Source organism: Kitasatospora sp. NPDC018619 (assembly GCF_044391605.1).
Lineage (GTDB): Bacteria > Actinomycetota > Actinomycetes > Streptomycetales > Streptomycetaceae > Kitasatospora.
This window is the reverse complement of record NZ_JBISAI010000006.1, coordinates 229,968-253,671: the sequence shown is the minus strand read 5'-3', so window position 1 is coordinate 253,671 and position 23,704 is coordinate 229,968. Positions and strand designations below refer to the sequence as shown.

The 23,704-nt window shown below is 75.1% G+C and carries 24 protein-coding genes; 14 read left to right on the top strand and 10 right to left on the bottom strand.

Features of this window, described 5'->3' with window-relative positions; all coding sequences use genetic code 11:
• Positions 1 to 42 precede the first annotated feature (42 nt).
• The 4 genes from ACH5AR_RS11965 to ACH5AR_RS11950 all read left to right on the top strand — a co-directional run bounded on the left by ACH5AR_RS11965 (position 43) and on the right by ACH5AR_RS11950 (position 4,616).
• Entirely contained in the window at positions 43 to 1,167 is a 1,125-nt protein-coding gene (locus ACH5AR_RS11965; RefSeq protein ID WP_396301232.1) for an alpha/beta hydrolase, read from the top strand.
• A 26-nt stretch (positions 1,168 to 1,193) separates the two neighbouring features.
• Positions 1,194 to 2,510 carry an acyltransferase gene (locus ACH5AR_RS11960; protein WP_396301231.1) on the top strand — a complete coding sequence of 439 codons (1,317 nt, stop codon included), beginning with the start codon at positions 1,194 to 1,196 and terminating at the stop codon, positions 2,508 to 2,510.
• Between the two features lie 138 nt (positions 2,511 to 2,648).
• Entirely contained in the window at positions 2,649 to 2,984 is a 336-nt protein-coding gene (locus ACH5AR_RS11955) for an MmcQ/YjbR family DNA-binding protein (protein WP_396301230.1), read from the top strand.
• 417 nt (positions 2,985 to 3,401) lie between these two features.
• A complete protein-coding gene (locus tag ACH5AR_RS11950) occupies positions 3,402 to 4,616 on the top strand; it encodes an alpha/beta hydrolase (protein ID WP_396301229.1) in 1,215 nt (404 codons plus the stop codon).
• A gap of 49 nt (positions 4,617 to 4,665) precedes the next feature.
• Here ACH5AR_RS11950 and ACH5AR_RS11945 read toward each other — a convergent pair whose 3' ends face one another.
• Positions 4,666 to 5,649, bottom strand: a complete 984-nt coding sequence (locus ACH5AR_RS11945) for a helix-turn-helix transcriptional regulator (protein WP_396301228.1) — start codon at positions 5,647 to 5,649, stop codon at positions 4,666 to 4,668.
• 101 nt (positions 5,650 to 5,750) lie between these two features.
• Between ACH5AR_RS11945 and ACH5AR_RS11940 the strand changes: the two genes are divergently transcribed.
• Entirely contained in the window at positions 5,751 to 6,329 is a 579-nt protein-coding gene (locus tag ACH5AR_RS11940; protein WP_396301227.1) for a TIGR03086 family metal-binding protein, read from the top strand.
• 105 nt (positions 6,330 to 6,434) lie between these two features.
• Here the strand turns inward: ACH5AR_RS11940 and ACH5AR_RS11935 are convergent, their stop codons facing one another.
• Complete coding sequence (locus ACH5AR_RS11935) at positions 6,435 to 7,448, bottom strand: aldo/keto reductase (protein WP_396301226.1); 1,014 nt, start codon at positions 7,446 to 7,448, stop codon at positions 6,435 to 6,437.
• The gene (locus tag ACH5AR_RS11930; protein ID WP_396301225.1) at positions 7,445 to 7,948 is read right to left on the bottom strand and encodes a MerR family transcriptional regulator; all 504 of its coding nucleotides are present in this window, start codon (positions 7,946 to 7,948) and stop codon (positions 7,445 to 7,447) included. The genes ACH5AR_RS11935 and ACH5AR_RS11930 overlap by 4 nt, the downstream gene beginning before the upstream one ends.
• A gap of 145 nt (positions 7,949 to 8,093) precedes the next feature.
• Here ACH5AR_RS11930 and ACH5AR_RS11925 point away from each other — a divergent pair, with 145 nt between their 5' ends.
• Entirely contained in the window at positions 8,094 to 8,927 is an 834-nt protein-coding gene (locus ACH5AR_RS11925) for a serine hydrolase domain-containing protein (protein WP_396301224.1), read from the top strand.
• A gap of 9 nt (positions 8,928 to 8,936) precedes the next feature.
• Here ACH5AR_RS11925 and ACH5AR_RS11920 read toward each other — a convergent pair whose 3' ends face one another.
• Entirely contained in the window at positions 8,937 to 9,713 is a 777-nt protein-coding gene (locus ACH5AR_RS11920; protein ID WP_396301223.1) for a pirin family protein, read from the bottom strand.
• Between the two features lie 218 nt (positions 9,714 to 9,931).
• Between ACH5AR_RS11920 and ACH5AR_RS11915 the strand changes: the two genes are divergently transcribed.
• The 5 genes from ACH5AR_RS11915 (at position 9,932) to fabF (ending at position 14,964) form a co-directional block, all read left to right on the top strand.
• A complete protein-coding gene (locus ACH5AR_RS11915; RefSeq protein ID WP_396301366.1) occupies positions 9,932 to 11,128 on the top strand; it encodes a PucR family transcriptional regulator in 1,197 nt (398 codons plus the stop codon).
• A 91-nt stretch (positions 11,129 to 11,219) separates the two neighbouring features.
• A complete protein-coding gene (locus tag ACH5AR_RS11910) occupies positions 11,220 to 12,170 on the top strand; it encodes an ACP S-malonyltransferase (RefSeq protein ID WP_396301222.1) in 951 nt (316 codons plus the stop codon).
• Entirely contained in the window at positions 12,167 to 13,198 is a 1,032-nt protein-coding gene (locus ACH5AR_RS11905) for a beta-ketoacyl-ACP synthase III (RefSeq protein ID WP_396301221.1), read from the top strand. The genes ACH5AR_RS11910 and ACH5AR_RS11905 overlap by 4 nt, the downstream gene beginning before the upstream one ends.
• Positions 13,199 to 13,272: 74 nt before the next feature.
• The gene (locus ACH5AR_RS11900; protein WP_396301220.1) at positions 13,273 to 13,515 is read left to right on the top strand and encodes an acyl carrier protein; all 243 of its coding nucleotides are present in this window, start codon (positions 13,273 to 13,275) and stop codon (positions 13,513 to 13,515) included.
• A 183-nt stretch (positions 13,516 to 13,698) separates the two neighbouring features.
• Complete coding sequence (gene fabF / locus ACH5AR_RS11895) at positions 13,699 to 14,964, top strand: beta-ketoacyl-ACP synthase II (RefSeq protein WP_396301219.1); 1,266 nt, start codon at positions 13,699 to 13,701, stop codon at positions 14,962 to 14,964.
• 74 nt (positions 14,965 to 15,038) lie between these two features.
• Here the strand turns inward: fabF and ACH5AR_RS11890 are convergent, their stop codons facing one another.
• Entirely contained in the window at positions 15,039 to 15,533 is a 495-nt protein-coding gene (locus ACH5AR_RS11890; protein ID WP_396301218.1) for a DUF3145 domain-containing protein, read from the bottom strand.
• 361 nt (positions 15,534 to 15,894) lie between these two features.
• The gene (locus ACH5AR_RS11885) at positions 15,895 to 16,923 is read right to left on the bottom strand and encodes an NADP-dependent oxidoreductase (protein WP_396301217.1); all 1,029 of its coding nucleotides are present in this window, start codon (positions 16,921 to 16,923) and stop codon (positions 15,895 to 15,897) included.
• 128 nt (positions 16,924 to 17,051) lie between these two features.
• On the opposite strand from ACH5AR_RS11885, the gene ACH5AR_RS11880 reads away from it, so the two are divergent.
• Both ACH5AR_RS11880 and ACH5AR_RS11875 read left to right on the top strand, forming a co-directional pair.
• Positions 17,052 to 17,516, top strand: coding sequence for a MarR family winged helix-turn-helix transcriptional regulator (locus tag ACH5AR_RS11880; protein ID WP_396301216.1), 465 nt, complete (start codon positions 17,052 to 17,054; stop codon positions 17,514 to 17,516).
• A 119-nt stretch (positions 17,517 to 17,635) separates the two neighbouring features.
• Positions 17,636 to 19,210: an LCP family protein gene (locus tag ACH5AR_RS11875; RefSeq protein WP_396301215.1), complete on the top strand. Its 1,575-nt coding sequence runs from the start codon at positions 17,636 to 17,638 to the stop codon at positions 19,208 to 19,210.
• Positions 19,211 to 19,255: 45 nt separating this feature from the next.
• Here ACH5AR_RS11875 and ACH5AR_RS11870 read toward each other — a convergent pair whose 3' ends face one another.
• From ACH5AR_RS11870 to ACH5AR_RS11855, 4 genes are all read right to left on the bottom strand, one after another.
• Entirely contained in the window at positions 19,256 to 20,167 is a 912-nt protein-coding gene (locus ACH5AR_RS11870; protein WP_396301214.1) for a 1-aminocyclopropane-1-carboxylate deaminase/D-cysteine desulfhydrase, read from the bottom strand.
• A 152-nt stretch (positions 20,168 to 20,319) separates the two neighbouring features.
• On the bottom strand, positions 20,320 to 20,988 hold the full coding sequence (locus ACH5AR_RS11865; RefSeq protein ID WP_396301213.1) for a GPP34 family phosphoprotein: 669 nt from the start codon (positions 20,986 to 20,988) through the stop codon (positions 20,320 to 20,322).
• 38 nt (positions 20,989 to 21,026) lie between these two features.
• The gene (locus tag ACH5AR_RS11860) at positions 21,027 to 21,323 is read right to left on the bottom strand and encodes a hypothetical protein (RefSeq protein WP_396301212.1); all 297 of its coding nucleotides are present in this window, start codon (positions 21,321 to 21,323) and stop codon (positions 21,027 to 21,029) included.
• A 9-nt stretch (positions 21,324 to 21,332) separates the two neighbouring features.
• Positions 21,333 to 22,280 (bottom strand): SPFH domain-containing protein, encoded by a 948-nt coding sequence (locus tag ACH5AR_RS11855; protein ID WP_396301211.1) that lies wholly within the window; start codon positions 22,278 to 22,280, stop codon positions 21,333 to 21,335.
• A 559-nt stretch (positions 22,281 to 22,839) separates the two neighbouring features.
• Here ACH5AR_RS11855 and ACH5AR_RS11850 point away from each other — a divergent pair.
• Positions 22,840 to 23,193, top strand: a complete 354-nt coding sequence (locus tag ACH5AR_RS11850; protein WP_396301210.1) for a beta/gamma crystallin domain-containing protein — start codon at positions 22,840 to 22,842, stop codon at positions 23,191 to 23,193.
• Positions 23,194 to 23,704: the final 511 nt, after the last annotated feature.

Below are 23,704 nucleotides of genomic sequence, written 5' to 3'. Positions count from 1 at the left end.
CGAACCGAGTCGGCGGCCGAACGGACGAGGGGGAGTAGGGACATGCGCACGTTTCGGGCCCGCCGGGCGATCGCCGCAGCAGCACTGGCCGTGGCGGCCGTGCTCGGCGCGGGCGGCTGGACCGCCGACACCCAGACCGCCGTCACCGGCCCGCCGCCCGGCAGCGCCGCGTGGACGGCCGACGACTCGCTCGGGCTGCGGCTGCCCGACCCGGCCACCACCGCCCCGGCCCGGGTCGCCGACTTCTTCGCCGGGCTGGGCCCGGCCCGGCAGGACGCCCTGGCCGCCCGGCACCCCCTGGTGGTCGGCAACCTGGACGGCGCGCCGGTCGCCCTCCGGTACCGGGCCAACGCCCTGGCCCTGGCCGCCGAGCGCGCCCGCGAACTCGCCCGGGCCGCCGACCCGGCCCTCACCCCGCAGGACCACGAGGCCGCCCGCGCCCGCGCCGAGCGCTACCGGACCCTGCTCGACGGCGGCCGGCGGATCCTCGCCTTCGACCCGCGCGGGCGCGGCCAGGTCGCCGAGGTGTACGGCGACCTCGCCACCGCCCGCCGCACCGCCGTGGTCGTCCCCGGCTCGGACATCGACCTGCTCGGCTTCGACCGCACCACCCGCCCGTACGGCACCCCGGCCGGCATGGCCCGCGCGCTCCTGGACGCCACCGACCGGCAGACCGCCGTGATCGCCTGGGCCGGCTACACCACCCCGCTCGGCCTCGGCCCGGACGCCGCCACCGAGGACCTGGCCCGGGCCGGCGCCCCGCGCCTGACCCGGCTGCTCGACGGACTCGCCGTCACCACCCGCCCGCAGGCCCCGCCCACCCTGTTCTGCCACAGCTACGGCTCGGTGGTCTGCGGCCTGGCCCGCCCCACCCCCGCGCAGGCCTCCGGCGTCGTGGTGCTCGGCTCGCCCGGCATGGGCATCGGCTCGGCCGCGGACCTCGACCCGGGCGTCCCGCTGTGGGCCACCGCCCGCAACGGCTCCGACTGGATCGGCCGCGTACCGCACGTCCGGCTGTTCGGCCTCGGCCACGGCGCCGACCCGACCGCCCCCGGCTTCGGCGCGCGCCCGCTGCCCGCCACCGGATCCCACGGCCACGACGGCTACTTCGCCCCCGGCACCGCCTCCCTCGCCGCCTACGCCGCCGTCGCGCTCGGCCGCGCCTGACCACCCGCACCGGAAGGAGCACCACCATGGCCGGCACCGCCGCCCCGACCAGCCCCGCCCCGACCAGCCCCACCTCCACCCGCCCCGGCGGCGCGCGGACCCGCACGCCCCGCGCGCCGCGCCCGCTCCGCGCCCTGCGCCGCGCCGCCGCACAGGTCGACGCCAGGACCCCGGCCGACCGCGACCGCGCCCTGGACGGGCTGCGTGCCCTCGCCCTGCTCGCCGTACCGGTCGGGCACTGGATGCTCGGCGGCTTCACCCGCTCCCCCGACGGCGCCCTGCACAACGCCAGCCCGCTCAGCACGCTCGGCTTCTTCGCCCCGCTCAGCTGGGTGCTCCAGATGCTCGGGGTGTTCTTCCTGGTCGGCGGCCACTCCTCGGTCCGCTCGCTGGAGCGGGCCCGCGCGAGGGGCCTGACGTACGGCGGCTGGCTGCGGGCCCGCTCCGTCCGGCTGCTGCGCCCGGTCCTCGGGGTGGCGGCCGTCTGGGCGGCGCTGATCCCGCTGCTGCCCGCGCTCGGGGTGCCCGCGGACACCGTGCGCACCGGCGCCACGCTGGTGGTGCAGCCGCTCTGGTACATCGGGGTCTACCTGGGCCTGACCGCGCTCACCCCGCTCTGCGCAGCCGCCGGGCGCCGGCTGGGCGGCTGGTCGGCGGGCCTGCTGGTGGCCGCGGTCGCCGCCGTCGACCTGCTGCGCTACGGGCCGTGGGCCGAGGCGGTGCCGTCCTGGATCGCGCTGCTGAACATCCTGCCGGGCTGGCTGTTCGGCTACCAGCTGGGCGTGCTCTGGGCGCAGGGCCGGCTCGGCCGCCCGGCGGCCCGGGTGCTGCTGCTCGGCGGCGGCGCGCTGTTCGCCGCGCTGCTGCTGGTCTTCCACTACCCGGCCAGCATGGTCGGCGTGCCCGGGGCCGCCCGGACCAACTCCCACCCGCCGTCCCTGCTGGTGCTCGCCCTGGCCGCGTTCCAGTGCGGCGCCGCGGTGCTGCTGCGGGAGCGGCTGGGCCGGCTGCTGGCCCGCCGCCCGCTGCTGTGGCTGCCGGTGGTGGTGGTCAACCTGTCGGCGATGACGATCTTCTGCTGGCACCAGAGCGCGATGCTCGCGGTGGCCGTGCCCGGCGCGGCCGGCCTGGGCGCCGTCCCGGGGCTGACCACCGCGCCGGACTCGCTCGGCTGGGTGGCCGCCCGGCTGGCTCTGCTGCCGCTGTTCGGCGCCGTCCTGGTGGGGCTCGGCTGGTTCACCCGCCGGTTCGACGGCCCGTGGACGGCCTTCTCCCGGGGCGGCAAGGCGGCGGCCGGCGCCGCGGCGGCGCTGTTCGCGGCGTACGCGCTGGGCGTGGTGTGACGCTCGGCCACAAGGAGCAGGCGCGAACATCACGACGGGGGCGTGTACCGGCCGGTCCACGCCCCCTCGGGCGTCGCCACCAGCACTCGGCACGCCGGGGGCGCGCGCCTTGTCGGCCCCCTGCCCTACCCTGCCGCCATGGTGACGTTCGACGAGTTCCGCGCGATGGCCCTGGCCCTGCCGGAGGCCGCCCCGGAACCGACCTGGGACATCGAGACCCTGCGGGTCCGCGGCCGGATCTTCGCGATGGGCGCGCCCGACGGCGACCGGGCCACCGTCAAGGCCTCCCCCGAGGACCAGGCCGAACTGCTCGCCGCCGAGCCGGAGGTGTTCTCCTCGGCCCCGTACGTCGGCCGGCACGGCTGGGTGAGCGTCCGGCTGGACCGGGTGGACCGGGACGAGCTGCGCGAGCTGCTCACCGAGGCCTGGCGGCGGACGGCGCCCAAGCGCCTGGTCCGGACGTTCGACGCCTGAACGCGCCGTGGGCGAACGGCCGTGGGGGGGGGGGCCCCCCCCCCCCGGCGGCGCCGCCCCGCCCCCCCCCCCGGGGGGGGTGGGGGCCCCCAGTTATGGGGGACCGGCCCCCCCACCCCGCGGCCGCCGCGGGGGGGGCGGCGGGGCCCACGGGGGCGGGGGGGGGGCGGCCCCCCCGGCCCCGGGCCCGGGGGGGCCCCCCCCCCCCCGGGGGGGGGCCCCCGGGGGGGCGGGCCCCCCCCCCCACCACTGGGAGACGCCGCGCGGACATCCCTGGTTCATGTGATCCATCCCACAGTTTAGGCGTCCCCTGCCACCCCTCCGGGCGCCCTAGGCTTGCGCAGGGAAGTCAACAGAGCTATCGCACCCTCCGGGCACCGCCCGCGAAACGGTGACGGGCCCAAGGGAGTTGGTGCGGTGCGCAACCGTCGGCGCTGGAAGCGGGTACTGATCGGGGCGTTCGCCGGCTGCGCCGTGCTCGCCGACGCCGGAGGCGCCGCCGCCGCGGCCGCCGTCTCCTCCGAGCAGCTGGCGATCTCCACGCCTCCGGCCGGCAGCGCCGCCTGGATCGCGGACCACTCCTTCGGCCGCGCCCTGCCCGACCCGGCCACCACCACCCCGGCCGCCGCCGCGGAGTTCTTCGCCTCGCTCGCGCCCACCGAGCTGGACCGGCTGATCCGGGACTACCCGCTGGTCGTCGGCAACTACGACGGGGCCCCGCTGGACCTGCGCTACCGCGCCAACCGGATCGCCCTGGCCGCCGAACGCGACGCCGCCCGGGCCCGCGCCGCCGACCGCACGCTGGACCCCGACACCCGCGCGCTGGCCGTCTCCCGCGCCAACGACGTCGAGCACCTGCTCGCCCCCGACCGGCAGATCCTCGCCTTCGACCCGCGCGGCCGCGGCCTGGTCACCGAGGTGTGGGGCGACCTCGCCGACGCCGAGCGGATCTCGGTGCTCGTCCCCGGCTCGGACGCCGACCTCGGCCACCACGACCAGGCGGCCGATCCGCTGCGCTCCCCGGCCGGCATGGCCCGCGCCCTGTACGCCGAGGATCAGCGCCAGGCCCCGGGCACCCGCACCGCCGTGATTTCCTGGACCGGCTACGTCACCCCCTCCGGCCTCGGCCCGGACGCCGCCACCGCGCGGCTCGCCGACGTCGCCGCCCCCCGGCTGGAGCGGCTGCTCGCCGGGCTCCGCGAGACCGCCCGGCCGGACGCGCCGCCGTCGCTGTTCTGCCACTCCTACGGCTCGGTGGTCTGCGGCACCGCCGCCCCGCACATCCCGCGCGCGGCCGCCTCGCCGTCCGACACCTCCGGCATCACCGACCTGGTGGTCTTCGGCAGCCCGGGCATGGGCGTGCAGAGCACGGCCGAGCTGGGCGCCGGCGTGCACGTCTGGGCCACCCGCAACCCCAGCGACTGGATCGGCAACGTGCCGTTCCTGGAGGTCGGCGGGCTCGGCCACGGCGCCGACCCGACGGCCGGCGGCTTCGGCTCCGAGCAGATCTCCTCGGCCCGCGCGGCCGGCCACAACGGCTACTTCGCCCAGGGCACCGACAGCCTGCGCAACTTCGCGGCGATCTCCCTCGGCCACTACCAGGACGTGGCCCGGGCCAACCCCGGAGCCTGAGGCCGGCCCGACGGGCCCGGGCGGCGGGTCCGCGCCACGCCCTGGCTAGCTAGTCCTGGTAGAGCCGCAGGGCGTCGGCCGCCGCCCGGGCCAGCTCGCGCCGGGCGGCCGGCGGGGCCAGCACCTCGACGTCCGCGCCGAAGGCCAGCAGCGAGCGGGCGGCCGCCGGCGCCGGGAAGGCCATCGCCACCTCGACCCAGTCCTCGGCCGGCCCGGCGCCCGGCTCCGGCGGCGGCGCGGTGAGCCGGGCACCGTGGATGCGCACGAACATGTCCAGCCGCCCGCGCCGGACGCGCACCCGCACCGGCACCTCCTTCGGCAGCCGCTCGACCTGCTCGCGCAGCACCGCCCAGACCTCGCCGAGCCCGACCCCGGCCCGGCGCCGCACCGCCTCCTCGGTGGTGTCGGCGGCCACCACCCGGTCGGCCCGGAACAGCCGCGGCTCGCCGTGCAGATCGGCCACCAGGTACCAGACCGCGGCCTTGCTCACCAGCCCGTACGGGTCGACGGTGTACTCCACCGGCGCGGGCGTGCCGCTGTGCCGGTAGCGCAGCCGCAGCCGCCGGTCGGCGAACACGGCGTACTGCAACTCGCCCAGGTCCGGCCCGGCGGCGGGTCCGCCCGGGTTGGCGGGGTGCATCCAGCGGGCCGGGTCGACCAGGATCCGCTCGCGGATCCGCTCGGCGGCCGGCCGGTGCGGGGCCGGCAGCGCCGCCATCACCTTGCGCAGCGCCGAGCCGAGCGCGCCGTCCAGCCCGAGGTCGCTGTGCGCGCCCCGGGTGGAGAGCACGAACAGCGCCCTGGCCTCATCCGCGGTCAGGCCGGTGACGTCGGTGCGGTAGCCCGGCAGCAGGCTGATGCCGCCGTGCCGCCCGCGCTCGGTGAACACCGGCACCCCGGCGGCGGAGAGCGACTCGACGTCGCGGTAGATGGTGCGGACGGACACCTCCAGGCGCTCGGCGAGCTCGGTGGCGGGCACCCGGCCGCGGGTCTGGAGCAGCAGGAGGATCGAGAGCAGGCGGTCGGCCTTCATGTCCCAAGAATCCCAGTAATCCTGACGGCCGTTGTCAGGTTTTACTGGGAGATTGCGTTCCGAGCCCGAAAGACCACCCGAGACCAGGGAGTTGAGCGCGGATGACCGCCCTCCAGGATGCCCGCCCGCAGTACCGGACCGCCCTCGACCAGCTGGAGAAGCTGTTCGCCACCGTCACCCCCGCCGACCTCGGACGGCCGACCCCCTGCACCGAGTTCACCCTGCGTCAGCTGCTCAACCACGTGGTCGGCGGCATCCACCGGTTCGCCTACATGGGCGAGGGCGGCCTCTCCCAGGACACCGTGGCCGCCGTCGAGGACCCGTCCGACACGGGCTGGCCGGCCGCGCTGGGCCGGGCCCGGGCCCGGGTGACCGCCGCCTGGGCGCAGGACGCCAAGCTCGGCCGCCCGACCGGCGCCCCCTGGGGCGAGGTGCCCGGCGCGGTGGCCGTCGGCGGCTACCTGATGGAGCTGGTCACCCACTCCTGGGACATCGCCCGCAGCCTCGACACCGGCTTCGTCCTGGACGACGGCCTGGCGGCGGCGGCCCTGGGCATCGCCGAGATCGTGCTGCCGGCCGGGCAGCGGGGGCCCGACGTGCCGTTCGGCCCCGTCCGGGAGGTGGCCGCGGACGCCGACGTGCACACCCGGCTCGCCGCCTGGATGGGCCGTACGGTCTAGGGGCGTGTCTGACAATTCTCGTCGGGTGCGCGGCGAATTGTCAGACACGCCCTGGCGGGCCCCCGGCCCGGAGCGGTCCGACCGCTCCGGGCCCGCCGGTGCCCGCTACTCGCGCGCCGCCGAGGTGGAGCTCATGTCCGCGTAGCGGCTCCCCGCGACCCGGTCGGCCAGCGGCTCCAGCAGCGCCAGCTCCTCGGCCGTCAGCCGCAGCGTCGCCGCCGCGGTGTTCTCGGCGAGCCGGCTGCGCTTGCGGGTGCCCGGGATCGGCACCACGGCCAGCCCGTGCACCTCGGCCTGCTGGTGCACCCAGGCCAGCGCGACCTGGGCGAGCGTCACGCCGCGGGCCCCGGCGATCGTCCGCAGCGGGGCGAGCAGTTCCGCGTTGGCCGCCGCGTTGTCGCCGGTGTAGCGGGGGTGGGCGCGCCGGTAGTCGTCCTGCGAGAGCTCCGTGGCGTCCTGGAAGGCACCGGTCAGGAAGCCCCGCCCGAGCGGCGAGTACGGCACGAAGGCGACGCCCAGCTCGGCCGCGGCCGGCACCGCGGTGCGCTCGACGTCGCGGGCGAACACCGACCACTCGGACTGGAGCGCGGCGATCGGGTGGACGGCGTGCGCCTCGCGCAGCTCGGCGCCGGTCACCTCGGACAGCCCGAGGTGGCGCACCTTGCCGGCCTGCACCAGCTCGGCCATCGCGCCGACCGAGTCGGCCAGCGGCACGGCCGGGTCGCGGCGGTGCATGTAGTACAGGTCGATCACGTCCACGCCGAGGCGGCGCAGCGAGGCGTCCACCGCGGTGCGGATGTACGCCGGGTCGTTGCTGATGCCGCGGGTGGTGCCGTCCTGCTCGTCGCGCAGGATGGAGAACTTGGTGGCGAGCACCACCTGGTCGCGGTTGGCCCGCACGAACGGGCCGATGAGCTCCTCGTTGCGGCCGGAGCCGTACATGTCGGCGGTGTCGAAGAGGGTGACGCCGGTCTCCAGCGCGGCGTCCAGGGTGGCGAGCGCCTCACCGGTGTCGGTGGGGCCGTAGAACTCGCTCATGCCCATGCAGCCGAGGCCCTGGACGCCCACCAGGGGGCCGCCGGTGCCGAGTTCGACGGTGGGAAGGACGGTCTGAGTCATGCGCTCTGCTCTTCCTCTACACGGTTGTTCTGGCAGGTGGCCGGGACGCCGGTGCCGTCGGGGGCCTTCCCGGCATAGAGATCGATCTTGTAGTCGAGGACGGCGAGGGTCGCCTGGAGGTCCACGATCCGCTGCCGGACCTCCTCGCGCTGGGCCTCCAGCAGCAGCCGCCGCTCCTCGTAGGTCTGCTCGCCCTGGCGGGCCATGTCGACGTACCTGAGCATGTCCGCCACCGACATGCCGGTCAGCCGCAGCCGGCCCAGGAAGGCCAGCCGGTGCAGGTCGGCGTCGCAGTAGCGGCGCTGGCCGCCGGCCGCGCGGTCGACCGGGTCCAGCAGGCCGATCCGCTCGTACCAGCGCAGGGTATGGGCGGTCAGCCCGCTCGCCGCGGCCACCTCGCTGATGGTGTGCCTCGGGGTCCGGTCCGGGTCCCCGGCCGGGCGGCTGTACACCTCGGAGCAGGTGCGCAGGTCGATCCGGATGCGTTCGGGTGCGGCCATCGCTCGTTCCCCCTGTCCTGGGCTACCGTCCGGTGCGCCGTGGACGACGCTACCGAGTTGGAGTGCACTCCAGGCAAGCCCGCCACCCCGGCGACCGCGCCACCACCTCTTCCGGGGATCGCCCGGGCGACTACAGTCGGGTCCCATGGAGAGCTTGCGGATGATCGAGAACTGGCCGGTGCCCCATGCCGCGGCGGCGGTGGTCCGGGCGGCCGACGGCGCGGTGCTGGGCGCGCACGGGCCGCAGCAGCACCTGTTCCCGCTCGCCTCGGTCACCAAGCTGCTCACCGCGTACGCGGCGCTGGTCGCCGTCGAGGAGGGCGTGTTCGAGCTGGACGACCCGGCCGGCCCGCCCGGCTCCACCGTCCGCCACCTGCTCGCGCACACCTCCGGCCTGGGCTTCGACGAGGACCGGGTGTTCGGCGAGCCCGGCAGGCGCCGGCTCTACTCCAACGCGGGCTTCGGCGCGCTGGCCCGGGCCCTGTCCGAGGCCGCCGGGATCGAGTTCTCCCGCTACGCCGCCGAGGCGGTCTTCGAGCCGCTGGGCATGACGGACACCCTGGTCAACACCGCGCACAAGTCCCCGGCCGGGGCCGGCGGCCTGTCCACCGTCGCCGACCTCGCCCGGTTCGCCGCCGAGTTGCAGGCGCCCAAGCTGCTGGACCCGTCCACCGTCCGGCAGGCGACCCGCGAGGTCGCCTTCCCCGGCACCAGCGGTGTGCTGCCCGGCTACGGCCACCAGCGCCCGAACGACTGGGGCCTCGGCTTCGAGATCCGCGACGGCAAGAGCCCGCACTGGACCGGCGCCGCCAACTCCCCGGAGACCTTCGGGCACTTCGGCCAGTCCGGCACCTTCCTGTGGGTCGACCCCCGGGCGGGCGCGGCCTGCGTCGTGCTCACCGACCGGGACTTCGGGCCGTGGGCGGTCGAGGCCTGGCCGGCCTTCTCGGACGCGGTGCTGGCGGAGCTGGCCGGCTGACGGAGCCGGCTAGCCGTACGAGACCGGCGAGTGCATCTCCCAGAGCAGGAGTTCGGCGCCGGTCTCCCCGGCCGCCGGGTCGGCGAAGGCCTCCCCGGTGATCCGCACGCTGTCGCCCGGCACCATCGAGCGGCCGGCGCCCCTGGGCCCCGGGACGGTGCGGTAGCCCAACGAGCCCGCCGTCAGGTGCGCGTAGCGCCAGGGCGCCGCGGGCAGCGGCGGCAGCGGCTGCCACGGCCCGGCGGTGGCCAGCCAGAGCGCGGCGTCGCTGCGGCGCAGCCGCAGGGCGTCCGTCCCGGCGTCGCGCGCCATCCCGGAGGCCAGCAGCGTCAACCCGCCGTCCGCGGGTTCCGCCCTGCGCAGGCCGTACGCGGGGGGCGCGCCGAACTCGTCCGGCTGGAGCCACATCTGGACGAAGCGGACCGGCCCGGTGGCGCCGCCGACGTTGCGCTCGGTGTGGGTGACGCCGGAGCCGGCGCTGAGGTGCTGGACCATCCCGGGGCGGACCACCCCGCTGTGCCCGTACGAGTCCCGGTGGGCCAGCGCGCCCTCCAGCACCCAGGTGAGGATCTCGGTGTCCCGGTGCCTGTGCTCGTCGAACCCGGCACCGGGGGCGAGGAGTTCCTCGTTGCACGCGAGCAGCGCGCCGAAGTGGGTGTTCTTCGGGTCGTAATGGCCGGAGAAGGAGAACGCGTGCCTGGTCTCGACGCCCTCGGCGGGGGCGGAACGGTAGCGCTCGGCGGTGCGTCGCAGGTCGGCGCGGGGGCGGTCGGCGGCTTCGGTCACGCCCCCACCGTAGTGGCCGGGGCGCGCGGTGTGACTCCTGCCACCGCGCCGCTCCACCGGGGGGTGTGCGCGAGCAGTGACCCGCGTGAGGCAGTCTTGTCCTTGTGCCAGCCGCTTCCGCGAACTCCAAGAGCGAACCCAGCCCCGCCCCCGAACCCGCCGGGAAGAGCCCGTCCGCCCGGACGGGCCGCGACCGCCCCGGGCGCGCGGCGCCCCGTCTGACCGCGCAGGAGCGCAGAAACGCCGCCGAGCGCGCCGAGCGCCGGGCCGCGACCCTCAAGCGGCTGGAGAAGTCCTCCGGGAAGCTGGCCACCGCCGCGATCTCGCGGATGGACGACCAGCTCGGCTGGTACCGGCGGATGCCCCCGGAGCACCGGTCCTGGATCGGCCTGGTCGCCCAGGCCGGCATCGCCGCCTTCACCGAGTGGTACCGCCACCCCGACGCCGCCCAGGCGATCTCCACCGACGTCTTCGGCACCGCCCCGCGCGAGCTGACAAGGGCGATCACCCTGCGCCAGACCGTCGAGCTGATCCGCACCACGATCGAGGTGATGGAGGAGGCCATCGAGGAGGTGGCCGCCCCCGGCGACGAGGCGGACATGCGCGAGTCGGTGCTGGTCTACGCCCGGGAGATCGCCTTCGCGACGGCCCAGGTGTACGCCCAGGCCGCCGAGGCGCGCGGCGCCTGGGACGCCCGGCTGGAGGCGCTGGTGGTCAACTCGCTGCTGTCCGGCGACGCCGACGAGGGCGTGCTCTCGCGCGCCGCGGCGCTCGGCTGGGGCCAGCCCAGCCAGGTCCGGGTGGTGATGGGCAGCGCGCCGGACGGCGACAGCGAGCTGGTGGTCGAGGCGATCCGCCGGGCCGCCCGGTACGCCAAGCTGAACGTGTTGACCGGGGTGCTGGGCAAGCGCCTGGTGGTCGTGGTCGGCGGCGAGAAGGAGCCCGTGCACGCGGCCCGCGCGCTGATCGGCCAGTTCGCGCCGGGCCCGGTGGTGGTCGGTCCGACCGTGCCCGACCTGCTCTCCGCGACCCGCTCGGCACACGCCGCCGCGGCCGGCCTGCGGGCCTGCGCGGCCTGGCCGGACGCCCCCCGCCCGGTGCTGGCCGACGACCTGCTGCCCGAGCGGGCGCTGGCCGGCGACCAGGCCGCGCGCCGCCAGCTGGTGGAGGAGATCTACACACCGCTGGACGAGGCGGGCTCCGCCCTCCTGGAGACGCTGAGCGTCTACCTGGAGCAGGCCTCCTCGCTGGAGGGCGCGGCCCGGATGCTCTTCGTCCACCCCAACACGGTGCGCTACCGGCTGCGACGTGTGACTGACGTCACGGGGTACGCCCCCTCCGACGTGCGTTCGGCGTTCACCCTGCGGATCGCGCTGGCCCTCGGCCGGCTGGACGCCGTCGGAGACCCCGGCTGAGCCGGAGTGTAGGGACCATACAATCCCGGATGGTTTTCTTCGTTACCGTCGCCTACCCGCCCCTGGGCGCCTGGCGAGAGAGGGTTGAACCGTGCTCGTAATCGTCGCCCCTGGACAGGGTGCCCAGTCCCCCGGATTCCTCAGCCCCTGGCTGGAGCTCGACGGCGTCGCCGACCGCCTGCGCGGCTGGTCCGAGGTCGCCGGGCTCGACCTGGTGCACGCGGGGACCGAGGCGTCCGCCGAGGAGATCAAGGACACCGCCGTCGCCCAGCCGCTGCTGGTCGCGGCCGGTCTGATGACCGCCCGGGAGCTCTTCCCGGACGAGGACGCCGCCCGCAGGCTGGTCGGCGCGGTGGCCGGCCACAGCGTCGGCGAGATCACCGCCGCCGCCGGCGCCGGGGTGCTCACCGCGCATGACGCGCTGACCTTCGTGCGCGAGCGCGGCCGGGCCATGGCCGAGGCCGCCGCCGTCACCGAGACGGGCATGCTCGCCCTGCTCGGCGGCGAGCCGGAGGAGGTCGCGGCGAAGCTGGCCGAGCACGGGCTGACCGCGGCCAACAACAACGGCGGCGGCCAGATCGTCGCCGCCGGCACGCTGGACCAGCTGGAGGCGCTGAAGGCGGACCCGCCGGCCCGCTCCAAGCTGGTCGCCCTCAAGGTGGCCGGCGCCTTCCACACCGAGCACATGGCCCCGGGCGTCGAGCGGCTGGCCAAGCTGGCCCCGACCCTGACCGCGGCCGACCCGCAGGTCCGCTACGTCTCCAACAAGGACGGCGCGGTCGTGGACAGCGGCGCCGAGGTGCTCGCCCGCCTGGTCTCGCAGGTGTCCAACCCGGTCCGCTGGGACCTGTGCATGGAGACCCTCGGGCAGCTGGGCGCGACGGCCGTGATCGAGCTGTCCCCCGCGGGCACCCTCACCGCACTGCTCAAGCGCAACCTCAAGGGTGTGGCGACGCTCGCCCTCAAGACCCCCGCCGACCTGGACAAGGCCCGCGCGCTCGTCGCGGAGCACGGCGGCCAGGAGCAGGAGAACCAGGCATGACCAAGCCCCAGATCCGCCCGGTGGGCGGCGCGCAGTACTCGCGCATCCTCGGCGTCGGCGGCTACCGTCCGGTCCGGGTCATCCCCAACTCCGAGGTCCTGGAGTGGATCGACTCCTCGGACGAGTGGATCCGCACCCGCAGCGGGATCGCCGAGCGCCGCTGGGCCGGCCCGGAGGAGTCCGTCTCCGAGATGTCCGTCCAGGCCGCCGGCAAGGCGATCGCCCAGGCCGGGATCTCCGCCGGGCAGATCGGCGGCGTGATCGTCTCGACCGTCTCGCACTTCAAGCAGACCCCCGCGATCGCCACCGAGATCGCCGAGCGGCTCGGCTGCGGCACCGCCCCGGCCTTCGACATCTCGGCCGCCTGCGCCGGCTTCGGCTACGGCCTGGGCCTGGCCGACGGCATGATCCGCGGCGGCAACGCCGAGTACGTGCTGGTCATCGGCGTGGAGCGGCTCAGCGACCTGACCGACCGGTCGGACCGCTCCACCGCCTTCATCTTCGGCGACGGCGCCGGTGCGGCGGTCGTCGGCCCGTCCGACACCCCCGGGATCGGCAAGCTGGTCTGGGGCTCGGACGGCTCGCAGGCCGAGCTCATCACCCAGACCGAGGCCTGGGACACCGCCTTCGCCAAGTCCGACGCCGTCAACGGCGCGGGCGAGGAGACCAGGTGGCCGGCCCTGAGGATGGACGGCCAGCCGGTCTTCCGCTGGGCGGTGTGGGAGATGGCCAAGGTGGCCCAGCAGGCGCTGGACGCCGCCGGGGTCACCGCCGACCAGCTCGGCGCGTTCATCCCGCACCAGGCCAACATGCGGATCACCGACGCCATGATCAAGGCGCTCAAGCTGCCGGCATCGGTGCCCGTCGCCCGCGACATCGCCGAGACCGGCAACACCTCCGCGGCCTCCATCCCGCTGGCGATGGAACGCATGCTGGAGAGCGGTGAGGCCCACAGCGGGGACCTGGCCCTGATCATCGGGTTCGGGGCGGGTCTCGTGTACGCCGCGGCAGTCGTTACTCTCCCCTAGGCGCATTCGCCCAATCCCGAGCCTGTGTCCGGCCGCCGGCCGGACGCGTACAACACCGAAGAGGAGCAGCCAGTATGGCTACCAAGGACGAGGTCCTGGAAGGTCTCGCCGAGATCGTCAACGAGATCGCCGGTATCCCGACCGAGGATGTCGCGCTCGACAAGTCCTTCACCGACGACCTGGACGTCGACTCGCTGTCCATGGTCGAGGTCGTCGTGGCCGCCGAGGAGCGCTTCGACGTCAAGATCCCGGACGACGAGGTCAAGAACCTGAAGACCGTCGGCGACGCGGTGGACTACATCATCACCAACGCCTGAGCGATCCCCTCGTTCGACTCGGCCAGCCGGTCCGGCGTCCCGTACGCCGGCGCGGGCTGACCGGTCGGTCGGGCTCGTGGAGCCCGGCCGACCCGCCGGCCGGGACGCCCCCACCGGGGCGCCCGGCCGGGCCCTTCCTCGGCAACGCCGCCGACCCCGCACACGTGAGAGAAGAAGAAACCAGTGACCGCTGAAAACCGCACCGTGGTCGTCACGGGTATCGGCGCCTTCACGCCGCTGGGCGCCGACGCCGCCGGCACCTGGGCGAACCTGGTCGCCGGCAAGTCCGGCGTTGTCGCCCTGACCGAGGAGTGGGCCGAGGACCTGCCCGTCAAGATCGCGGCCAGGACCGCCGTCGAGCCCGGGACGATCCTGCCCCGCCCGCTGGCCCGCAAGCTGGACCGCTCGGCCCAGTTCGCGCTGATCGCCGCCCGCGAGGCCTGGGCCGACGCCGGCTTCGAGACCCCCGCCACCGACGAGTCCTCCAAGCTCGCCCCCGAGCGCCTGGGCACCGTCATCGCCTCCGGCATCGGCGGCGTGACCACCCTCCTCGACCAGTACGACGTGCTGAAGGAGAAGGGCGCCCGCAAGGTCTCCCCGCACACCGTCCCGATGCTGATGCCCAACTCCCCGGCGGCCAACGTCGGCCTGGAGGTCGGCGCCCGCGCGGGTGTGCACACCCCCGTCTCCGCCTGCGCCTCCGGCGCCGAGGCGATCGGCTACGCGATCGAGATGATCCGCACCGGCCGCGCCGACGTCGTGGTGGCCGGCGGCACCGAGGCGGCGATCCACCCGCTGCCGATCGCCGCGTTCGCCAACATGATGGCGATGTCCAAGAACAACGACGAGCCCGAGCGCGCCTCCCGTCCGTACGACAGGGACCGCGACGGCTTCGTGCTGGGCGAGGGCGCCGGCGTGGTCGTGCTGGAGTCGATCGAGCACGCCGAGGCGCGCGGCGCCCGGATCTACTGCGAGGCCGTGGGCCAGGGCCTGTCCTCGGACGCCCACCACATCGCCCAGCCCGAGCCGACCGGCGCCGGCGTGGCCCGTGCGCTGGCCGACCTGTTCGAGCGCAACGAGCTGGACAAGGCCGAGATCGTGCACGTCAACGCGCACGCCACCTCGACCCCGCAGGGCGACACCGCCGAGCTGAAGGCGCTGCGCAAGGAGCTGGGCGAGGACCTCGACCACATCGCGATCTCGGCCACCAAGTCGATGACCGGCCACCTGCTGGGCGGCGCCGGCGGCATCGAGACCGTCGCCACCGTGCTGGCCCTGCACCACCGGACCGCCCCGCCGACCATCAACGTGGACGAGCTGGACGAGGACGTGGACGCCGACATCGTCCGCGGCGAGGCCCGCAAGCTGCCCGAGGGCCGGATCGCCGCGCTGAACAACTCGTTCGGCTTCGGCGGCCACAACGTGGTGCTGGCCTTCCGCACCCGCTGACGCCCGCGACGAAGGGGCCGGCGCTCGTGACGAGCGCCGGCCCCTTCGTCGTGGACGGGCGGTGGCCGCCGGCCTCAGACCACCTGGTGCAGCCAGCGCACCGGGGCGCCCTCGCCCGCGTACCGGAACGGCTCCAGCTCGTCGTCCCAGGGCTTGCCGAGCAGCCGGGCGATCTCGGCCTCCAGGTCGGCCCCCTCGTTGCGGGCGCGCACCAGGACGGCGCGCAGCCGGTCCTCGGGGATCAGGATGTCGCCGTGGATGCCGGTGACGGCATGGAAGATGCCGAGCGTGGGCGTGCTGCTGTACCGCTCCCCCTCCGCCGTGGCGCAGGGCTCGCTGGTCACCTCGTACCGCATCAGCTGCCAGCCGCGCAGCGCGGAGGCGAGCTTCGAAGCCGTACCGGGCTCCCCCTGCCAGGAGAGCTCGGCACGCCAGTGCCCGGGCGCGGCCGGCTGGCGGATCCAGTCCAGACTCACCCGCACCCCGAGCACCCCCGCGACGGCCCACTCGACGTGCGGGCACAGCGCGCGGGGCGCGGAGTGGATGTACAGAACTCCACGTGTCGTCACCGGGACCTCCAGGCTGTGGACGAGGGTCGCCTTCCCCAGCTGCCTCGTGCCTGTAGTTGATCCGCAGTTACTCACGTTAGCCGACATTAAGCTACTAAATTGAGCAAAACGGACAGGCTTTCGCTCAATGCTAGTCGAATCCTCAACGAGGTCTACCCCTCGGCCGGATCTCTCCCCCGAACGGCCCCATCGCCGGCGGGACCACCGTACCGCGCCGCCCCGCCCGATGGATGACGCGCTTTCGGATCCGGCCCGAATGCGGTAGTGCGGCCGCGGCACTCCCGCCCGGCCGCGGGGCCGCCCACGGCAGCGCCCCGCCACCCGGACGGGGTGGCGGGGCGGTCAGCGTCCTGACGGGCCGTCAGCCTTCCAGGCGGACGACCATCTTGCCGGTGTTGACGCCGCGCAGGAGGTCGAGGAAGGCCTCGACGGCGTTCTCGAAGCCGTCCACCACCGTCTCCTCCGTGTGCAGTTCACCCGACGTCAGCCAGCCGGCCACCTCCTCGACGAACTGCGGCTGGAGGTCGGCGTGGTCGCGCACCAGCATGCCCTCCAGGCGCAGCCGCTTGCCGATGGCGAGCGCGAGGTTGCGCGGGGCCGCGGGGGCGGAGGTGTCGTTGTACTGGGCGATCGCGCCGCAGAGCACCGCCCGGCCGTGCACCGTCAGCGCGCCGATCGCGGCCTCCAGGTGGTCGCCGCCGACGTTGTCGAAGTAGAGGTCGATGCCCTCCGGGGCGGCCTTCGCCAGCTGCTCGGCGACCGGGGCGTCCTTGTAGTTGAAGGCCGCGTCGAAGCCGTACTCGTCCACCAGCTTGGCCACCTTCTCCGCCGAGCCGGCCGAACCGACCACCAGCGAGGCGCCCTTGAGCCTGGCGATCTGGCCGACCAGCGAGCCCACCGCACCGGCCGCGCCGGAGACGAAGACCCTGTCCCCCTCCTTGAGGGCGCCGACGGCGAGCAGGCCGGCGTAGGCGGTCAGGCCCGGCATCCCGAGCACGCCGAGGTAGGCGGAGAGCGGGGCGGCGGCCGGGTCGACCCTGACCGCGTGCCGGGCCTCCACGGTCGCGTACTCGCGCCAGCCGAGCCCGTGCAGCACCGCGTCGCCCGGGGCGAAGCCCTCGGCCTCGGAGGCGACGACGTACCCGACCGCGCCGCCGTCCATGGCCCGGCCGAGCTGGAACGGCGGGACGTACGACTTCACGTCGTTCATCCGGCCCCGCATGTAGGGGTCGACCGAGAGGAAGGCGTTGCGGACCAGGATCTCGCCCGGGCCCGGGGTCCGGACCGGGGCCTCGACCAGGGCGAAGTCGGCCGGCACCGGCCAGCCCCGGGGCCGGGCGGCGAGGTGCCATTCACGGGCGGTCGCGGGGGCGGTGGCCTGCTCTGCCATGGGGCACTCCTTGGGTTCTGGAGGGGTCGGGGACCAGGCGCCGTTCAGGCGCATGAAAGGTTGAGCAACTGAAGTAACGATGGACATGAAAGGTTCACCTTGTCAACTTTTCAGGTAGACTCTGACGCATGGAGACCCAGCCGACCGAGGACGCCGCGCCGCGGCCCGACGAGATCACCCGCGAGGTCGTCGACCTGATGGCCAACCTCGTCGCGCTGTTCCACCGCGAGTACGAGGAGGCCGCCGCCGCCCGCTCGCTCACCGGCGCCCAGGCCAAGGTGCTCGCCCTGCTGCGGCGCGGGCCGATGCCGATGCGCCAGATCGCCCAGACGCTCAGCTGCGAGCCGTCCAACATCACCGGCATCGTCGACCGGCTCGAGTCCCGGGGCTTCGTCACCCGCGAGGCCGACCGGCACGACCGCCGGGTCAAGCTGGTCGCCGCCACCGGCTCCGGCTCGGCCGCCTCCGAGGAGCTCCGCGAGTCGCTGAACTTCGCCCGCGAGCCGCTGGCGGCGCTCGGCCCGGACGAGCGGACCGCCCTGCGCGACCTGCTCCGGAGGATGCTCGCGAACGCCTCCGGCCCCGGCGCGTGACCAGCATCACAGGCCCCGGGGAACGTCCGTAGCCCCTGAGGGGGTAACCGAACCGCCTTCCGGAACGTCTAACGTTCGAACATCGAACGCGAGAAACCTGAAGACGGGGGGCACGGACGATGAGCAGCAGCACGCGCCGACGCCGCTACCTGCGGACCGCCATCGGCCTGGCCGCCGTACTGGTGCTGTCGGTCGTGGGTGCGGGAGCCTGGTTCTACCACCGGCTGGACAACAACATCACCACCTTCGACCCGGGCGGCGTCGCCACCGAGCGCCCGCCGGCGGCCGTTCCGGCCACTCCCGGCGCCCAGGTGCCGGTCAACGTCCTGCTGCTCGGCTCGGACACCCGGGACGACGGCAACGACTCGCTGGGCGGCGGCGACGAGGGCGTCGGCCACTCGGACACCGCGATCCTGGTGCACGTCTACGCCGACCACAAGCACGCCGTCGGCGTCTCGATCCCCCGCGACACCCTGGTCACCATCCCGTCCTGCAAGCTGCCGAACGGCACCTGGACGACGCCGAAGACCGACCAGATGTTCAACTCCGCCTTCACCGTGGGCCTGGGCCCCAAAGGCAACCCGGCCTGCACCCAGAACACCGTCGAGAAGCTCACCGGCCTGCGGATCGACCACACCGTCGTGGTCGACTTCAAGGGCGCGGCCGCGATGTCCGACGCCGTGGGCGGCGTGGAGGCCTGCGTGCCCAACGACGTCAACCAGTACGGCATACACCTCAGGAAGGGCCTCCAGAAGCTCTCCGGGCAGTCCGCGGTGGACTACCTGCGGGCGCGCCACGGCATCGGCGACAGCTCCGACATCGGCCGGATGAAGCGCCAGCAGGCCTTCCTCTCCTCGATGATCAAGAAGGTGCAGGCCCAGGGCTTCTCCCTGCCGACCCTGCTGCCGCTGGCCGACGCGGCCACCAAGTCGCTCACCGTGGACGAGGGGCTGGGCACCGCGATGAAGCTGGTGGACTTCGCCCGCTCGATCGAGGAGATCAAGCTCTCCGACGTCACCTTCGTCACCGCCCCCTGGCGCTTCGCCGGGGAGCGGGTCCGGCTGGTCCAGCCGGACGCCGACACGCTGTGGAAGCTGCTGCGCGAGGACCGCACCCTGGACGGGCAGAGCACCGCCGGGACGGGCCAGGCCGCCGCCTCCCCCGGCGCCGATCCGGGCGCGCCGTCCGCCCCGGCGGCCCCGCTCACTCCGGAGCAGAGCGCGGCGCCGATCACCGTGGTCAACGGGGTCGGCACGGCCGGGCTGGCCGGCTCCGGCGCCGAGACGCTCAGGGCGCGCGGCTTCCGGAACGTCACGCTCGGCCACAACTCCCCCGGGCAGCACACCACCCGGGTCTCCTACGACCCCGCGCTGAAGGCCACCGCCGACCAGGTCGTGGCGCTCTTCCCCGGCGCCAAGGCGGTCGAGGAGCCCGGCTCGGAGGCCGTCACCGTCACCCTCGGCGCCGACTACCGCGCGACGGCCGGCACCCGGATCGACGCGGTGGGCGCGCCGAGCCCGGAGCCCGGGGCCGGAGTCGGGGCCGATGCCGGCGCCCCGGCCGCGGCTGCCCCGACGCCCGGCGCGAGCGGCACCCCCGGCACCCCCGGCGTCCCGGCCGACATCCCCACCGGCATAGCGGAGAACACCCGCAACGCCGACACCGACCCGTGCGCGAACCTGACCTTCGGCTGACCGCGGCCGCGCCCGGGCCCCGACCGCGGCGCCCGGGGGCGGCCGCTACCGCGGGTCGGGCAGCCCGGTGACGACGGCGGTGAGGCGGGTGCCGCGGGGGAAGGCGCCCGCCGCCGTCAGGTCGGCCAGCGCGGCCAGCAGCTTGGCCACGTAGCGCAGTTCCAGCGGGACCCCGTGCCGGCGCTCGAACCGCTCGGCGAAACCGGCCAGCCCGGCCGGGACCTTCCCGTAGCCGCCGCCGTGGTGCGCGTGGTCGATCCGCCAGTTGCCGAACCCGCGTCCGTACGCGGCCCGGTGCAGCCGGTCGACCTCCGCCTCCAGGTAACCCTCGCCCCCGCGCAGCACGGCGACCCCCAGTGCCCGGGCGCCCGCCGGCAGCCCGGCCGCGATGCCGGCCAGGGTGCCGCCGGTGCCGACCGGGCAGCAGACCACGTCCCGCCCGCCGAGGTCGGGCAGTTCGGCCGGGATCGCGGCCGCGCCGACGGCGGCCAGGGCGTTCGAACCGCCCTCCGGCAGCACCAGGCAGCGGCCCCAGCGGCGGAGCAGGGCGTCCGTGCCCGGCTCCCCCTCGGCCCGGCCGGTGGCCTGCCGGTACTCGGCCCTGGTCAGGAACTCCAGCCGCATCCCGGCCGCCTCGGCGGCCCGCAGCGACCAGTTGCGCGGCCGGTCGGCCAGTTCCGCGCCGCGCACCAGCCCGACGCTCTCCAGCCCGAGCGCCCCGGCGGCGGCCGCGACGGCCCGCAGGTGGGTCGAGTAGGCGCCGCCGAAGGTCAGCAGCCGGGTGTGGCCCTGGGCCACGGCGGCGGCCAGGTTGGGCGCCAGCTTGCGCCACTTGTTGCCGGGGACGGTCGGGTGCAGCAGGTCGTCCCGCTTCAGCCGCAGCTCCACCCCGGCCCGGGCGAAGGCCTCGTCGGGGCAGTCCACCAGCGGGGTCGGCAGCAGGGCGGGTTCGAGCATCCGGCCAGCTTAGGGGGTGTCCGGCCGGCTCAGGATCCGTCCGGTTCGGGGCCGGCCGGCTCGGGCCCTGGCCGGCTCAGGATCCGTCCGGCCCGGGGCCCGTCTTGGGCCGCTCGGGTCCCGGACGGGCCGTCACCCCCGTGGACGGCCCGTCAGCCCAGGGCCGCGGCCTCCGCCGAGTGGCCCGCCATCCGCCAGGCCAGGGCCGTGCCGAGGGCGCGCGGGACCGGGCCGGCCGCCGGGGCCAGCTTCCCGATCCGGCCGCGGTGCTCCCGGCGCTCCCTGGAGCTGAGCACCGTGCGGAGCTTGCCCGCCGCGACCAGCGCGGTCAGCGCCGCGTCGGCCGGGTCGACCCGGCTCAGCGGGCCCGTCAGCGCCCCGGTGACCCGGGCCGCGAGCGCCGTGCGGACCGCGGGGTCGTCCAGGGTGACCACGGTCGCCGGGAAGAGGCCGGCCACCCGGTGCGGGCGGAGGGTGATCCGGCCGGCCTCGGCCAGGCCGTCCCGCACCCGGCGGATCGGCTGGTCGCGCCCGGTGCTCCTGGCCCGGCCGATCCACGCGCTCCAGCTGTGCGGCCGGGCGCCCCTGATCTGGGCCAGCAGGTGGGCGCTGTACGGGTCGAGGCCGGCCACGGCCGCGCCGTCCCGGGCCCGGGCGACGGCCTTGCGGCCGTCCTCGTGGAGCAGGCCCCGGCGCAGCAGTTCGGTCAGCGCCGCCGCCTGGAGCAGCAGGTTGAGCGAGGAGTGCTGGGTGGTCCGCGCGCGCCGCGGGTCGTAGGCGAGCAGGTAGAGCTTCTCGGGGAGGGTGGCTGGCAGGTCCATCGTGGTCTCCGAAGGGTCTTCGCGGGCCCGGCCTCCGGTCAGCCCGGCTCGGAGCCGGGCCGACCGCGCTCGGGGGTGTGCTCGCCCGGGCCGTCGTCGGCCGGGCTCTCCTTGGGCGGGCTCTCCCGGTTCTCCGGGCTCCCCTTGGGCGGGCGTCCGCGACGGGGAAGCCTGGCCGCGCCGCCGGGCATCCGGCCCGCGTCGGTGAGGGCGCGGCGGAGCAGGAACTCGATCTGCGCGTTGGTGCTGCGCAGGTCGTCCGCGGCCCAGCGGGCGAGCGCGTCGTGAACTGAAGGGTCCAGTCGCAACAGGAGCTTCTTCCGTTCCGTCGCCAAGGCCTCGCCTTACTGGTAGAGGGAGCCCGTGTTCACGACGGGCTGGGTGCCGCGGTCGCCGCAGAGCACCACCAGGAGGTTGCTCACCATGGCGGCCTTGCGCTCCTCGTCCAGCTCCACGACATCGCGTTCGGCGAGCCGGTCCAACGCCTCCTCGACCATACCGACGGCGCCCTCGACGATCAGCCTGCGCGCCGCGACCACGGCCCCGGCCTGCTGGCGCTGGAGCATCACCTGCGCGACCTCCGGAGCGTACGCGAGCCTGGTGATCCGCGACTCGATGACCCGCACCCCGGCCGAGGCGACCCGGGCGGCGATCTCCGCGGAGAGCTTGCGGGCGATCTCGTCCGCGCCGTCGCGCAGCGACAGCTGGCCCTCGTGGTGGGCGTCGTACGGGTAGCTGGTGGCGATGTGCCGCACGGCCGTCTCGGTCTGGATGGCGACGAAGTCGGCGTAGTCGTCCACCTCGAACACCGCCATCGCGGTGTCCTCGACCTGCCAGACCACCACGGCGGCCATCTCGATCGGGTTGCCGTCCGCGTCGTTGACCTTGGTGGTCTCGGTCTCGTGGTTGCGGATCCGGGTGGAGATCCGGCGTCGGCTGGTGAACGGGTTCAGCCAGGTCAGGCCCGCGGCGCGAACGGTGCCCCGGTAGCGCCCGAGCAGCTGGACCACCCGGGCCTGGCCGGGCGAGACCACCGTCAGCCCGCACAGCAGGAGCACCGAACCGAGCACCAGCAGCGGCCCGGCGGCCACCAGGGCGACTCCCAACCCGTTGGTCCGCACGGACAGTTGGGCCGCGCCGACGACGAACGAGCCGATCCCGGCCAGCAGGCCGAGCAGCGCGCCGCCGAGCACCGGCAGGCCGGCCGCCCCGGTGATGACCCGTTCGGTGATCTTGGGGACCGGCAGGTCCAGGACAGGGCCGTCCTCGACGGCGGAAGGCGATGTGGTCACGGGAATGACTCCCCCCAGTGCGATGGTCGCTGCGCGGGTGCCCGCATCAGCTGTCAAAGTGATATCACTTTTTTTCCGCACCGCGCCAGGGCCGACGACGGCCGGCGGGCGGACGGCCCCCCGGCGCGAACGGGGGCGGAGGGTAGGCCAACCACCGACCGGACGCCCCTTCCGGCCGCCACCCCACGGCCGGTTCCACTCATCCGTCCACCGCGGGCCGGCGCGCGTCGGCGCTCCGGTCGGCCCTGAGGCCGTCGGCCCGGCCGTCGCTCCAGGCCGGAGCAGGACGGGCGCCAAGGGGCACCGCCCGGCAGCCCGTGGCCGGGCACCCTCCGCGGGCATCCACTCCCCGCCCCACCGGCACCACGGGCCCCAAGGGACCCAGCCGGCACAAGACGCCCGGCCGGATGTGTCCGAGAAGTGGTCGGCCCGCGACGGACGCGATTGACCGCACCACCGGCCGCCGAGATGCTGGTCGGGCACGATGCGTCCGGGAATTCCAGGAATGGTGCGTTCCCGATCCACTGTTCGATTCGATTCGATTTCTCCGAGGAGAACCGTGATCTCGAAGACGAAGAAGCTCGTGACTTCCGCGACCGCCGCTCTCGCCGCGGCAGCCGCTCTCACCGTGGCCGTCCCGTCCGGCAACGCCTTCGCCATCGACCACGTCGAGTGCCGGGGAGGTGAGAACTTCCTGAAGATCTGGTCGCACAACGGCAACCGCCAGAGCGTCGACTGCTACGCGAACGCCGGCCGGACCTCGTTCGGCAACTGGTGGGTCGACCGGATCTCCACCGGGAACAACGACCTGATCTACTACGACGCCAACGGCGACTCCGTCAGGATCCCGCGCTGGACCGACATCACGTACCCGAACCGCCCGCCGCTGGTCAAGGACATCGAAATCCTCTGACGCCCCGCCGGAAAAAGCCCGTGGCGGGAATGCGGGCGGGAATGCGGGCGTGAATGCGGGCGTCAATGCGGGCGTCAATGCGGGCGCGAACAGGCACCTGGTGCGACTGGCCGCGTTCGAGCAGCGTGCGGGTCGCCCTCGGCGACGGCTTCCACCCCGCCTCCCGGACGGCATGGAGACGGGCGGGGACCACGAACGACACGGAGAAGAAGAGGCACTTCATCCTCTCCTCCTGCGTCGCCTCCGGCACTGGCGCCCGGGACTGCTTCCCACGGTGGGGCCTGCCGCCGGACGCCGGGGCGAAGGAGGGCACCCGGGGTGGCCGTCAGGCCCGTGGGGGCCCCGGGGGTCCGGCCCGGCAAGCCCCGCCCGTCGGACCTCTGCCCGGGCCGCCGGGGGGGGGGGGGGGGGGGGGGGGGGCCCCGGGCGGCCCCCCCCCCCCCCCCCCCGGCCCCCCCCCCCCCCCCCCCCGCCCCCCCCCCCCCCCCGGGGGGGCCCCCCCCCCCCCCCA